This is a genomic window from Thalassovita autumnalis (assembly GCF_001458255.1).
In the GTDB taxonomy this organism is placed as follows: Bacteria; Pseudomonadota; Alphaproteobacteria; order Rhodobacterales; family Rhodobacteraceae; genus Thalassobius; species Thalassobius autumnalis.
In genome coordinates, this window is record NZ_CYSB01000009.1 from 67176 (window position 1) to 81126 (window position 13951).

Consider the following 13951-nt stretch of genomic DNA (forward strand, 5'->3'; position numbering starts at 1 on the left):
AGGGTTTGGCGGCAATTGGGTCAGATATGGAAACAACCGTCAGGTGGCTGACGGATTGCGCCTGAAACGACGGTTTTACTGTCGATATTTCGACAATTGTCGGGATTTTTACGTGACCGGCGGCTGCTGACGCCTTTTGCAGTATCGGCGGCGAAGGCGCCTTGGCGCGGGCGGCAGATCGCAGGATTCGCGGCGGCGTTGTGTGCAGCGGCCCCGGCCTGAGAAATGCGCCGGGGCCACCGATATTGATAAGCCCTTAGCTGCCGCGAATGCGGGTCAGCATTTCGGTGGTGTCACGGCTGAGACCGTCCTGCGCCAGAATGCGGTCCAGCTGGGCGGCGATCAGCGCCTGACGGTCGCTGTCATAGCGTTTCCAGGTTTCAAAGGCGGAACACATCCGCGCGGTGGTCTGCGGGTTCAGCGGATCCAGTTTGATCAGCCAGTCCGCCAGCAGTTTGTAGCCTGCCCCATCCGCACGGTGGAACCCGGCGGGTGACATGGCTAGCGCGCCCAGCGTGGCGCGGAAACGGTTGGGGTTCTTCATGGTGAAATCGGGATGCTGTGTCAGCTGCTCCGCCACCTCAGCGGCTTGCGCTGGATCGGCGAGGCTGATTTGCAGGCCGAACCATTTGTCGATGACCAAACGGTCCTCTTTCCATTGCTCATAGAAGGTGGCGACGGCCTGTGCGCCTTTGCCCGCGGTCAACAGCGCGGCCAGCCCGGCCAGTTGCTGGGTCATATTGTCGGCGCTGTCGTATTGCGCCTGCGCGGCAGTGCCGCCATCTACACGGGAAATCAGCGACAGGGCAGCATTGGCCAGCGACCGTGCTCCGGACTGTGCGGCATCGGGCTGATAGGCCTCGGTCACCTGATACTGGGCATAGATGCGCGGCAGCACATCCTGCATATGGGTGGCCATTGCCATTTTCAGGGTTTCCAGCGCCTCATAGATGGCCTGCGGATCCGGCGTGTGGCCCTGATCCACCAGCGTCTGGGCCAGATCATCCTGACTGGGCAGCCCCAACGCCAGCGCGCGGAAGGCGGGGTCCAGGCTGTCATCGCGCAGCACCTGCAGCACCGCATCCAGATAAGCCCCGTCCGGTGCGGCCCCGTTCAGGATCATCTCCACCAGGCCGGCGCGGGCCAGGGCGCGCCCGGCCTCCCACTTGTTGAAGGGGTCGGTGTCATGGGCCAGCAGGAAGGCGCGTTCAGCGTTGCTGCTGGCGCGTTCCAGAATAACCGGCGCCGAGAAGCTGCGCAGGATCGAGGGCGTTGGCCGTGCGGTCAGCCCCTCAAAACGGAAGCTTTGCGTCGCCTCGGTCATTTCCAGCACCGTTGTCGGCACCACCTCATCGCCATTGGGATTGAGCAGGCCCACCGCAATGGGGATCACCCGCGGGTCTTTCTGATCCTGTCCGGGGGTAGGGGGCGTGGACTGTTTGAAGGTCAGGGTGAAGGTGCCATCTTCATAGGCTTCTTCCACCGCCAGACGGGGCGTGCCCGCCTGTTCGTACCAGCGTTTAAACTGGGACAGATCGCGACCGGTGCTTTCCTCAAACACGGTCAGCCAATCCTCAATGGTGGCCGCATCGCCGTCATGGCGATCAAAATAGAGGTCCAGTGCCTTATAATAGGCGGCATCACCGACAAGGGTTTTCAACATGCCGATCAGTTCGGCGCCCTTTTCATAGACGGTGGCGGTGTAGAAATTGTTGATCTCCACAAAGCTGTCAGGGCGTACGGGATGGGCCAGCGGGCCGTTGTCTTCGCGGAACTGGCGGGCGCGCAGGGCGATGACGTCTTCGATCCGCTTCACCGGTTCTGAACGCATGTCTGCGGTGAACTGGGCATCGCGGTAAACCGTCAGCCCCTCTTTCAGGCACAGTTGGAACCAGTCGCGGCAGGTGATGCGGTTGCCGGTCCAATTGTGGAAATACTCATGTGCAATGATCGCTTCGATCCGTTCGAAGTTCATATCGGTTGAGGTTTCGGCTGAGGCCAGAACACAGGAGGAGTTGAAGATGTTCAGCCCCTTGTTTTCCATCGCCCCCATGTTGAAATCATCCACCGCAACGATATTGAAGATGTCGAGGTCATATTCACGGCCATACACCTCTTCGTCCCAGACCATCGACTTTTTCAGCGCTTCCATCCCGAAAGCGCATTTGCCCTCATCACCGGGACGGACGTAGATGTTCAGCTCGACCTCCTTGCCGGACTTGGTCGTGAATGTGTCGGGGTGGTTGATCAGCTCCCCGCCCACCAGCGCAAACAGATAGGCCGGTTTTGGCCAAGGGTCATGCCATTCTGCAAAACCTTCACCAGACGTAACCGGATTGCCGTTGGACAAAAGCACCGGCAGGTCGCTTTCGATCCTCACGGTAAAGACCGACATCACATCGGGGCGGTCGGGGTAATAGGTGATCTTGCGAAAGCCCTCGGCCTCGCACTGGGTGCAATACATGCCGTTTGACATATAAAGCCCCTCCAGCGCGGTGTTGGTGGCAGGGCTGATTTCCACCTCCGCCTCCCAGACGAAGGGCGCATCCGGCACGGCACAGGTCAGGCCGCCGACCACCAGATCCGGGGTGACCTCCGCGCCATCGATCTTGGCTGAGATCAGCTGCAGATCCTCCCCATGCAGGAAGAAATCCTTGCTGCTGGCGTCGGGATTGGGGCGGAAGGTGATGCGTGACAGCACCCGCGTCGCCTCAGGCGCCAGACGGAAGGTCAGATGCACATCCTCCACCAGATAGTTCGGCACCTGATAATCACTGAGGTAGATCTTCTGCGGGGCGGCGTCTTTCATCGACTGTCTCCGGGTACGGGTTACACGTTTGGTTGTGGCGGAGGGTAGGGCGGTTTTAGCAGGGCTTCAATGCCGTGGAATTCAGGTTTGCTGAATTATCCACCGGAAAGGAGACCGCACAGCCTATTGCGCGCTGGTGCGCAGCAAAACACTTGGGCCGAGAAGGCAGGTAACGCTAATGTGGCCCCATCGCACAACAGCTTTGACAGGCCCAATATGACACGTCCCATTGTCGGCATCATCGGCAACCAGCATCTGATCAATGACAGCTACCCCGTACATGCGGTGGGGCATATGAACTCAGAAGCGGTGGCGACCGTGTCCAACTGCCTACCGATGCTGATTGCGCCAGATCCACGTCTGGTCACGGTAGAGGAACTGCTGGAGGCCTGCGATGGCTTCATCCTGACCGGTGGTCGCCCCAATGTGCATCCCGAAGAATACGGGGAGCCCGCGACCGAGGCGCATGGCGATTTTGACCGCTGCCGTGATGCCATCACCCTGCCGCTGGTGCGGGCCTGTGTGGAACGCGGCCAGCCCTTCATGGGGATCTGCCGCGGGTTCCAAGAGGTGAACGTGGCGATGGGCGGCTCGCTCTATCCGGAAATTCGCGATCTGCCGGGGCGGATGAACCACCGGATGCCGCCCGATGGCACCCTGGAAGAGAAGTTTGCCCTGCGCCATACGGTGAAGTTTTCCGCCGCTGGCCCCTTCCATCAGATGATGGGCGCGCAGGAGGTGATGACCAATACGCTGCATGGGCAGGGCATCAAAGAGCCGGGCGCGCGCATCGTGATCGACGGCTATGCGCCTGATGGCACGCCCGAGGCGATTTTTGTCAAGGACGCGCCGGGCTTCACCTATTCGGTGCAATGGCATCCCGAATGGGACAGCGCCAATGACCCCGTGTCGCGCCCGCTTTTCGAAGCCTTTGGAATCGCCACCCGCGCCTATGCGGAGGCCCGGCGGGCCCATCCGCTGCGGCAAAGCGCTTAATCCAGACCTATCAGCCGCAGCAGCGCCGGGGCGGATAGGCTGAGGGCCAGCACCATCAGGCACAGGCCAAGCCCGATGTTCAGTACCCGCCGCCGGCGTGCGGTGTTCAGCAGCCGTGTCAAATTGTGCCCCAGCACCGCCCAGGCGCCGATGCCGCAGAAACATACGATGAAGTACAGGGCGGAAAACTGCATCAATTCCAACGTCTTGCCCTGTAGATTGAACAGGGCAACGCCGCTCAGGCAGGCAATCCAGGCCTTGGGGTTCATCCACTGCAGCGCCGCCCCCTGCCAGAAGCCGGGCACCGGGATCTGGCGGGTGTCCAGCGTGCCCTCGGCGCGCAGCAGACCGTAGCCGAAATAGAGGATCACCAAGGCGCCTAGGCAGCTGATCACATCAACCGCGCCGTCGGGCAGCGCCTGTGTGGCGCTGAGGCCCAGACCGGTCAGGATCAACAGAGCCGTAAAGCCCACCGTTGCCCCGGTGATGAAGCGCAGCGGCGCGCTGACACCATGGTTCAGCGCGGTGGACAGGATGATCAGGTTCACCGGTCCGGGCGCCAGTGACAGGGAGGCGGCGAAAAGCGCCATCGGCAGGAAGGGGATTGTGAGGGCAGGCATGGGGTCTCCTTTCCGATCAGAGCTAGCCCGGGGGGCAACTGTTCGGTAGAGTGGAGCAATCGAACAGATTGTGCGAAAAGTTAGATTAATGCTGGTGTATCGTTTGAAATCGCTGGGTATCTTTGCCGAATGTGTGCGGCAGGGATCGTTCCGGGGCGCTGGGCGCGCGCTGGGCCTGACCCCTTCGGTCGTCAGCTATCACGTCAAACAGCTGGAGGAGGAGCTGGGCCGCCCCTTGCTCTATCGTTCGACCCGGCGGTTGAGCCTGACCGATGCGGGCGAACGTCTGGCGGCCTCGGCTGAGGCGATGCTGGGGCTGGCGGAAACCGGGTTGATGCAGGCACGCGATCCTGAGGCGGCGCTCAGTGGCACGTTGCGGATCACCCTGACTTCGGCCATGGCGGGATCGCCGATTGCGGCCAAACTGGCGCGGTTTCACGCGGAAAATCCGCAGGTTGCGCTGGATCTGCACTACTCCGACATATGGGAGGATCTGGTGGGGGACCGCTATGATCTGGCGCTGCGTTCTGGCGGGATGACCGACAGCAGCCTAATGTGTCGCAAGCTGTGGGATATGCCGCGGGTGCTGGTCGCCAGTCCTGACTTTCTGGCGAAACATCCGCCGATTGAGGTGCCCGCAGATCTTGGCCAAATCCCATGGATGCGATTTGCAAAAATGAGTGATCAGCGCGTCCTGACCGGACCGAAGGGGCAAGAGGCGCAGGTGCTGCAGGCCGGCAATATCACGGTGAACAATATCGAAGCCATGTCGGATTTCGCCCGTCTTGGCATGGCCTTAGCCTCACCGCCCACCCATTTCGTGGCGGCGGACCTGGTGGCCGGTCGGTTGGTGGAGGTTTTGCAGGAATGGCAGGTTGCACCGATCCCGGTCTATGCAGTGTGGCCCGCCGGGGCGGTGGCCAATCCGCTGACCACGCAGTTGTTAGATATGCTGGCAAAAATGCAGCATTGAGGCCTGAAAAGGTCGAATGTCTGGCGAATTTGCCGCAGTCACGCCGCCCGCAACAGCTGCGCCTCATGCGCGCGCAGGCAGATCCGGGCGGTGTCACCATAGCCATTGGGGTTTGAGCGCAGCTCCGGGAACAGGGCAAACAGCTCCTCGCGCGCAGGGGCGTCAATGGCCGAGAGGCCCATCTGACCGGGGTGGAAGCTTTCGCTAACAGCACCTTCGGCAAAGACCATTTCGTGACTGTCAAAGAGCATGTGCACATAGGTCACCTCTTCGGTCTCGATCTGCTGGATCGAGTCTCCGTTGACCATGTGTTTGGCCGGGATCAGCACTTCGCTGTCGTTGAAGTAGAGGTTCGCGGCGGTGGACTGATGCAGCATCCGGTGCTGTGGTGACACCAGTAGCTCACGTTCGTTGCCGATCACCCCTTGGGCAAAGCGGATGGGGGCAAACCGACCGGCCCCTTTGACCGTGCGCTGACCAATCCAGCGCACCGGCTGCACACCGTGATCGCGGGTCAGCACCAGATCGCCGGGCTGCAGGGTCTCGATCAGTCGGGCGCCCTGCGGCGTCCAGATCCGGGTGCCGGTGGTGAAACAGATGACCAAGTTCTCAATGTTTGAGAAGTTGACCACCGTGCCATCGCCCAGCGTCGCCGAGCCTGCCAGCGCATCCGGGTTGGTGTCTGTGAAGGTGACGTCGCCCCAGCCGATCTGACCTGCGAAGTCCAGCGTGTCACCGCCCGGTTCGTCGGTTTCGCCGCCATCAATGGTGATTGTGCCACCGCCAAGGGCGGTGTCGTCGATGATAAAGATGTCATCACCGCCGCCGCCGGTGACCGTATCGCCCGACCCGACCAGCAGGCGGTCATTGCCTTCACCGCCATCCATGAGGTCTGCACCGGTGCCGCCGATGATCGTGTCGTTGTCGGCGCCGCCATAAAGCTCATCATCGCCGCCGGCACCATCCAGAAGGTCATCGCCGTCATTGCCGTAAAAGACGTTGGTCCAAGCCACGCCATCATCCACGCCCTGACCGTCATAGCCGGTGAGCGTGTCGTTCCAGTCCGAGCCGAGGATGCCATCCAGGCCGCTGCCCAGCGTATCGCCATCGGCATGGCCGCCGCTTGCGGTGCTGTTGGCAAGGTCGATGCTGACCCCGGCGTCGGACGCGGTGTAGTCGAGGAAATCCATCCCCGATCCGGCACTCAGGCTGTCGCCCCCAGCGCCGCCTGCCAAGGTGTCATTGCCGGTGCCGCCATCCAGCGTGTCACTGGCGTTGCCACCGGACAGGCTGTCATCGCCTTCACCGCCCGACAGGCTGTCAGAGCCGCCATCGCCGGACAGCGTGTCATCGCCTTCCTGGCCAAAGATCGTGTCGGCACCACCGCCACCGGAAATGCTATCATCGCCCGGTTCTTGCGGCAGGGTGTCAAAGTGCAGGTCAGACAGCCACACCGCCTGTGAGCCGTTTTGACCGTTGCTGTATTCAATCTCAAAGGAGCTGACCGGCCCGGTAATGGTGATCAGGACCGAACCGCCAAGATCCTGCGGGTTTTCTCCAACCTCATCAGCGGTGATCGTATTGCCAACCAGCGTGTCCCCACCGCCAAGGGTGAAGGTCACCGCAACCGGATTGCCCGAGGCATCCAATGCTGTGACTGTGATGATATCGGTGTGGTTGTTGTCGCCCCAGTCGATGTCATTGATGCGGAAGGTGAGGTTTTCCACCTCATCCTGCATTTCCGAACCGGCCACGGCGGCAAAGTTGAAGTTGGCGCGCAGCGTGTCGCCATCGCCGTCACCGCGTAGGTAGACCAGGCTATCGGCGTCAAAGGGTTCGCCTGCGCCAACATAGCCGGTGTCATTGGTATCAATTTCGATGCGCGGGTTGTTGTTGCCGGTGTCGGTGAAACTGGCAGTGACCTGCATTTCGCCGGTGGTCACGGTCAGGCCGCTGGCGATGCTGTCACCGTTGCTGCCCTGCGCCGTCCAGCTGAGTGTTTCAGAGGTGCCGGCGCTGGCACTTTGGCTGTCACCATAGATCAGATCGGCGCCGCCGTTACCGGACACAACATCATTGCCTGCGCCAGCCTCAATCGTGTCGTTGCCGCCCTGTGCGGTGATGGTGTCATCACCGCCACCTGCGGCGATGCTGTCGGCGCCTGAGCTGACGCTTTCCCCTTCGCTGTCGGTGTAGCTGCCATCGATCACCTCAGCCTCACCGGTGCCATCGACCACACCGTTGCCGGGCAAGCTGAAGCTAGGCGCGGAAACGACCGTGGAGGAGGTCAGCGTGGTCACCGGGCCAAAGCTAGGCTCAAAGTAGACGTTGCCATCTGTGGCCAAGTAATAGGTGCCCGGCTCCACCTCATTGGTGTAGGGGGTGCCGTTATAGGTGCCGGTCCAAGTCCATTGACCCGAGCCGATGGTCTGATCCGTGGTGAAGGTGACCAGGCTGCCGCTGATCACATCGCCTGCATCCAGCGAACCATCTCCGAGTGTGACCAGATATCCAGACGGCATGTCATGGGCTCCAATAAGGCGCGAGCGCGCGTAAGTGTTTGACTGACAGCAAGATTAATGCCGAGCTGCGGCAGGGTTTGGGGCGGAAAGGGGCGACATCGCGGCATATGTCCGCCTGGGACGGGCGAAATGAGGCAGGCCAAACGCAGCGCATCCACCGCGCTTGTCTGATCCGCCAGGAGGGAACAGGGGCAAGAAGCGCTGTGTTTAAAGGGGCTGTGCTAAATTCGGGTTAAGGCACCGCGCGGGGGTAGGGTGGTTCAGCGATGGGGGCTGGGGCTGATTTGTGTCATCCTTTGGCCTTATTTTCCGGCAATACATCGGCGCGGTAAGGTCTATTGTTTCTTATTGGGAAACGTGCCGGCGCATTGCGCAGAGGTTGTTTCCAGATTTTCGGCCGCAGCCCCTGATAGGGCGGCGACCTTAGTGTCATCGCATGGCGTACTGGCCGAGGTGTCGGTTCAGAGTGCGGTGCGCAGGTGCCAGAGTTCCGGGAAAAGCTCAACCTCCAACATGCGGCGCAGATAGCTGACCCCACCGGTGCCGCCGGTGCCACGTTTGAAGCCGATCACCCGTTCCACCGTGGTGACATGATTGAACCGCCAGCGGCGGAAGTAATCCTCCAGATCCACCAGCTTTTCTGCCAGCTCATACAGCTCCCAATGGGCCTCGGGATCTTGGTAGATTTTGGTCCAGGCCTCTGTGACGGCATCGCTGGTCTGATAGGGGGTGTCTGGGGCGCGGTTCAGCACCTCATCCGGCAGACCCACCGCCTGGGACAGTGCCGCAAGGGCCACGTCATAGAGCGACGGCTGCGCCAGTTCAGCGGTCAGCAACTCTGTCAGATCCGCGCGATGAGCATGCGGTTTCAGCATCGCCTGATTGCGGTTGCCCAGCATAAATTCGATCTGACGGTACTGATAGCTTTGAAAGCCCGAGCTTTGGCCCAGATCCTCGCGGAAGCGCGTGTAGTCTGAGGGCGTCATGGTGCGCAGCACGTCCCAGGCGGAATTGAGCTGTTCAAAAATCCGACTGACCCGCGCCAGCATCTTGAAGGCGGGGCGATATTGCCCGTCTTTCAACAGGTCGCGGGCGGCGTGCAATTCATGCACGGCCAGCTTCATCCACAGCTCAGAGGTCTGGTGCTGGATGATGAACAGCAGTTCATCATGGGCCGAGGACAGCGGGTGCTGGGCGCTGAGGATCGCATCCAGTCCCAGATAATCGCCATAGGACATCCGCCCGTCAAAGCTCATCTGGGCCCCGTCTTTGGCGGGATTAAAGGGGGTGTTCGGGGTTTCTTTGGTCATCTGTGTCACCTGGAACATCCACTGGCGCATCAGGCGGCAGCGGGGGGATTTGAGTATTTATAGCAAGATGAAGGCGCAGCGGAGGCGCGATTTATCCGGCTGTCAGGTGGCAATAGAGCTGAGGCGGGCCTTGGCCCGCCAGAAGGCCGCCCAGAAACACGGGCGGCACAAAGGGATATGCTGGGTGGGTTCTGGCATCCGGGCTCAGGTGACGCGGTTGCGCACCTTGTATTCCGGCTGATCCCACAGATCGTTAATCATCACGTCCTCGATAATCTCGGCCGCTTTGATCACGTCCTGTTCATCCACGTAAAGCGGTGTGAAGCCAAAGCGCATGATGTCTGGCGCGCGGAAGTCACCGATCACGCCGCGGGCGATCACGGCTTGCATGGCCGCGTAGCCTTCTTTGAAGCGGAAGGAGACCTGGCTGCCGCGCACGCTGGCGTCACGTGGGGTGGCCAGCTCCAGCATGGGGCAGCGGGCTTCAACCTCTTTGATGAACAGATCGCAGAGCTCATTGGAGCGGGCGCGGATCGTTTCCATATCGGTCAGATCCCAGATATCCAGCGCCGCCGCCAGCGCCGCATTGGCCAGAACCGGCGGGGTGCCGACGCGCATACGTTCCACACCGGCGCCAGCGCGGTAGCTTTGTTCAAAGGCAAAAGGTGCATCATGGCCCAGCCAGCCCGACAGCGCAGGCTCTGCCACATCGGCATGTTTCGGGTTCACATAGATGAAGGCCGGGGCGCCGGGGCCCCCGTTGAGATACTTATAGGTGCAGCCCACCGCGAAATCCGCCTGACAGCCCGCCAGATCCACCGGCAGCGCACCGGCGCTATGGGCCAGATCCCAAACGGTGACGATGCCATTGGCATGGGCCTTTTCGGTCAGCGCCTTCATGTCGTGTTTACGTCCGGTGCGGTAATCCACCTCGGTGATCATCATCACCGCCACCTCATCGGTAAGGTTTTCAGCCACCGCTTCGGGGTCAACGACACGCAGTTCCAGACCCAAGGTGCCATCGCGGTCCAGCGTCTTGATCAGCCCTTCGGCCATATAGAGGTCCGAGGGGAAGTTGCCATTGTCGCTGAGGATCACCTTGCGCGCGGCGGCAGCGCCGCCTTTGGCGTGTTGCAGCGACATTGCCGCCGCGACGGCCTGGAAGACCTTGATCGACAGGGTGTCGCCGATCATGACGTGGTTTTCTTCGGCGCCAATCAGACGGGCGATGCGGTTTCCGATTTCGGTTGGGCGCGCCATCCAGCCGGCTTTGTTCCAGCCGGTGATCAGATATTCGCCCCATTCGTCCTGCATCACCTCAGCCATCTTGGCAGGGGCCGCTTTCGGCAGCGGGCCGAGCGAGTTGCCGTCCAGATAGATCATGCCCTCTGGCAGATAAAACATCTCTTTGGTGGCGCTGAAATCGGTCATCTTTTCCTCCCGCTGGCACGTAGTGCGACACGTCTGCTGGCCCAGGTTGGCCTCTTGTTGCCCCGTGCTTAGCGGAAGGATTTTTGCGATGCACCAGCAATTCTTGTGCGAATTTATATCACGTTTCGTGATGTGTTGCTGGAAGCGCCTTAGCCGTCTTCACCCGGAATCGGGATGCCCAAAGCGCGGCGTTTCTTTTTGGAGAGGCCTTCGGCGACCAATTCATAGGACGCGATAAGGTGTTGTTTTAATTCACTATCGCTGAGACCTGGGGCCCCATGTTGCTGGATCCAGCTCATCCCGCGTGAGGCCAGATAAGGGGCCGGGCGTAGGCCCGGCATGTCTGAGAGAACCTCAAACCCCAGCTGGGTCACCTTGAAGGTGAAGGCATCGCGCCCCTCGGCCCAGCCACAGATCGCAAAGACCTTATCGGCCACTTTCCAGACGTCGGAATCACCCCATTGCACCACATGGCTGGTGGCAGTCAGACCGGCACAGAACTGATTGAACTCATCCCGGGTCATCGCCGCCCCTTACATTTCGCCGCCAGAGATCTGCACGGTTTGCCCGTTCATGGAACCGGAGTGTTCACCGCAAAGGAACATCGCGGCCTCGGCCACCTCTTCCACTGTGATCAAGCGGCCATGCGGGTTGGCGCCGACCATCACCTGCAGCGCCTCTTCTTCGCTCATGCCAGTGCGTTTCATGATGCTTTCGACGTTTTGCGGCACGATGTTGGTGTCCACATAGGCCGGGCAGAGCGCGTTGAACGTATAAGGCTTGCCTGCGTAATCTGCCGCCAGTGCCCGGATCATGCCGACCATGGCGTGTTTGGTGGCGGTGTAGCAAGCGCCACCTTTCAAGCCGCGCAGGCCCGCGATGGAGCTGACGGCGATCACCCGACCCCAGTCGGTGCCATGCATCGATTTCAGGCATTCGCGGATGGTCAGGAAACAGCCATCCACGTTGATCGCCATCATCTGGCGCCAGAACTCCATCTCGGTGTTATGCAGGGCGCGGCCTTCGGCAATGCCGGCGTTGGGCACACAGATCTGGATCGGGCCACGCGCCGCAACCGCTGCGGCAACGCCGTCAACCACCGATGCCTCATCGGCCACATCCATCTGTAGGGCGTGCAGGCCATTGTCGGCCTCAGCCTCCAGCACGTCGAGGCGACGGCCGGTGATGGTCACCTCAGCGCCCTGCGCCGCCAGGGCCTTTGCGATGCCCAGCCCAATTCCGGTGCCGCCTCCGGTGACCAGTGCGTGTTTTCCCTTCAGATGCATATTCATTCCTCCCGTGTTGGGGATGACGATAGCCACGCCAGCCCCCGGTGCAAGTCAGAGGCGATTTTCCGCTGGGTCATTTCTGCACATGTGTGTGTGTTACGGTCTTTACAATTACATTCGCATGAGTGAATTTGATCGCGATGTGAGGTCGGGAGGATCACTATGAAACTGAATGCACCGCTGCTGGGCGTTATTGCCGCTACCACTGCATCTGTTGCTTTGGCCAGCGAAGACATTGCGGATCAATATCCGGGGTCGGAACTGTATTCCAAACCGGTTGAAGTGATCCCGCATGTGTTTTCGGCCATCGGGGCCACAGCACCGCCGACCTATGAGAACTCAGGCCATAACAACAACCTGTCCTTCATCGTGACAGACGAAGGCGTTGTTGTGGTGAACGGTGGCGCCTCGGTGCGGCTGGCCGCCGCCCTGCATGAGGAGATCAAGGCGGTCACCGATCAGCCGGTGGTTCTGGTGATCAACGAAAACGGCCAGGGCCATGCGATGCTGGGCAATGCCTATTGGATGGATCTGGGCGTCGATATTCTGGCCCATGTCGATGCGATTGAGGCCTTTACCTCAGAAGCGGATTTCATCCTGCAGGGGATGGAACGCTACAACCGCGATAAGGCCGAAGGCACCCGCACCGCGACGCCGAACCTCAGCTTTGAAGACAGCTACAGCCTGACCCTTGGCGGGGTACAGATTGAGGTTATGCATATGGGGCCGGCCCATGATCCGGGCGACACACAGGTCTGGCTGCCGGATTGGGGCATGCTGATCGCGGGTGACATCGCCTTTCATGAGCGGATGTTGCCGATCTTTGAAGGCATCTGCACCTCCTGCTGGTTGGAAACATGGGAAACGGAGATGGAACCTTTGGCGCCCACCTATGTGATCCCCGGTCATGGTCATCCAACCAATCTGGCGCAGGTGCGCCGCTACACCTACGACTATCTGAGCGATCTGCGCGCCAAGGTGGGGGCGCATATCGATGAGGGCGGTGATCTGGCCGGCGCCTACTATGTGGATCAAAGCGCCTGGGCGAATCTGGACACCTTTGAGGAGCTGGCGACGAAAAACGCCGGTCGTGTCTTTGAAGAAATGGAATGGGAATAAGCATCACTGCCAACCAAGCAGTCGATTCTATTGGACAATTTGGCCGATCCCAGAATGGGGGCGGGTCCAAATTGTCACTCCGAGGCTCCTCCGGGACACAAGGCCGCGGCTTCCCCGCATAAAAGCCCTTGTCGGTCTTGGTTCCGGGCGGGCAGTTTGACCCCGCAGGCGGGATGGCCCCGGCCGTCCCGCCGATAACGGCCGGGGCAGGACCTGTCAGTGAAACCAGACCGCCCGGGATGGTTGCCCACGATCGGCATGGGCGCGGCGCTGGGGACCATTGGTGTCAGGAGAGTAAAATGAAGAGATTTGATATCCCTCCGGTGTGGCTTTTGCTGACTGTTTTGCTGGCCTTAGCCCTGCCGCAGGTGGTGCCGGCGGGGTTGAGCCTGAAGAGCCCAATTATTGACCTCCTCAGTGCCGTTTTATTGGGCGGTGGGGTGATCTTGATCGCGATGGCGGTCAGTCAAATGCGGCAGATGAACACCACATTTCATCCCCGAGGTGAGGCCGCGCAGCTGGTCACGGGTGGGGTCTTCAAGTGGTCCCGCAACCCTATTTATCTTGGCTATGTGCTGATCCTGGCTGGGGTGATCTTGTGTTTCGATACAATTTTGTCCTTGCCATTGGTGCCCATTTTTCTTTGGTTCATGGAGAAACGTTTTGTCATCCCAGAAGAAAACGCCCTGCGAAAGAAATTTCGCTTAGACTTTGCGCGCTATTGTCAAAAAACGCGGCGTTGGGTCTAGGCCTTGGCTTTACGTTAGGTTTGACATGGGTGCGAAATAGGTATCACAAGGGTGCGTAGTTCTGCGCAATATTATTGCGCGCCCGAATGAGTTAACATCTTCGTTCTAAACGAAGCAACGAACACAGTTCTGA

Annotated in this window: 11 protein-coding genes; 4 read left to right on the top strand and 7 right to left on the bottom strand. The window is 60.4% G+C overall.

Translation table 11 applies throughout. From position 1 onward, the window contains the following. Nucleotides 1-256: 256 nt before the first annotated feature. Nucleotides 257-2809: an aminopeptidase N gene (gene pepN, locus TL5118_RS03155; RefSeq protein WP_058243887.1), complete on the bottom strand. Its 2553-nt coding sequence runs from the start codon at nt 2807-2809 to the stop codon at nt 257-259. A 216-nt stretch (nt 2810-3025) separates the two neighbouring features. Between pepN and TL5118_RS03160 the strand changes: the two genes are divergently transcribed. Next, complete coding sequence (locus tag TL5118_RS03160; RefSeq protein WP_058243888.1) at nt 3026-3805, top strand: gamma-glutamyl-gamma-aminobutyrate hydrolase family protein; 780 nt, start codon at nt 3026-3028, stop codon at nt 3803-3805. Here TL5118_RS03160 and TL5118_RS03165 read toward each other — a convergent pair. Beyond that, on the bottom strand, nt 3802-4425 hold the full coding sequence (locus TL5118_RS03165; protein WP_058243889.1) for a LysE family translocator: 624 nt from the start codon (nt 4423-4425) through the stop codon (nt 3802-3804). The two genes, TL5118_RS03160 and TL5118_RS03165, sit on opposite strands and share 4 nt — an antisense overlap. Nucleotides 4426-4513: 88 nt before the next feature. Between TL5118_RS03165 and TL5118_RS03170 the strand changes: the two genes are divergently transcribed. After that, the gene (locus TL5118_RS03170; protein WP_058243890.1) at nt 4514-5398 is read left to right on the top strand and encodes a LysR family transcriptional regulator; all 885 of its coding nucleotides are present in this window, start codon (nt 4514-4516) and stop codon (nt 5396-5398) included. Between the two features lie 38 nt (nt 5399-5436). Here TL5118_RS03170 and TL5118_RS03175 read toward each other — a convergent pair whose 3' ends face one another. From TL5118_RS03175 to TL5118_RS03195, 5 genes are all read right to left on the bottom strand, one after another. Beyond that, nucleotides 5437-7920 carry a Hint domain-containing protein gene (locus tag TL5118_RS03175; protein ID WP_058243891.1) on the bottom strand — a complete coding sequence of 828 codons (2484 nt, stop codon included), beginning with the start codon at nt 7918-7920 and terminating at the stop codon, nt 5437-5439. A gap of 461 nt (nt 7921-8381) precedes the next feature. Continuing rightward, nucleotides 8382-9230: a tryptophan 2,3-dioxygenase gene (gene kynA / locus TL5118_RS03180; protein WP_058244005.1), complete on the bottom strand. Its 849-nt coding sequence runs from the start codon at nt 9228-9230 to the stop codon at nt 8382-8384. Between the two features lie 204 nt (nt 9231-9434). Continuing rightward, entirely contained in the window at nt 9435-10661 is a 1227-nt protein-coding gene (gene kynU, locus TL5118_RS03185; RefSeq protein WP_058243892.1) for a kynureninase, read from the bottom strand. Between the two features lie 149 nt (nt 10662-10810). Then, nucleotides 10811-11185 carry an MmcQ/YjbR family DNA-binding protein gene (locus tag TL5118_RS03190; protein ID WP_058243893.1) on the bottom strand — a complete coding sequence of 125 codons (375 nt, stop codon included), beginning with the start codon at nt 11183-11185 and terminating at the stop codon, nt 10811-10813. A 9-nt stretch (nt 11186-11194) separates the two neighbouring features. Then, nucleotides 11195-11947, bottom strand: a complete 753-nt coding sequence (locus TL5118_RS03195) for an SDR family NAD(P)-dependent oxidoreductase (RefSeq protein ID WP_058243894.1) — start codon at nt 11945-11947, stop codon at nt 11195-11197. 165 nt (nt 11948-12112) lie between these two features. Between TL5118_RS03195 and TL5118_RS03200 the strand changes: the two genes are divergently transcribed. After that, on the top strand, nt 12113-13069 hold the full coding sequence (locus TL5118_RS03200) for an MBL fold metallo-hydrolase (RefSeq protein WP_058243895.1): 957 nt from the start codon (nt 12113-12115) through the stop codon (nt 13067-13069). Nucleotides 13070-13368: 299 nt separating this feature from the next. Continuing rightward, nucleotides 13369-13818, top strand: coding sequence for a methyltransferase family protein (locus TL5118_RS03205; RefSeq protein WP_058243896.1), 450 nt, complete (start codon nt 13369-13371; stop codon nt 13816-13818). Nucleotides 13819-13951: the final 133 nt, after the last annotated feature.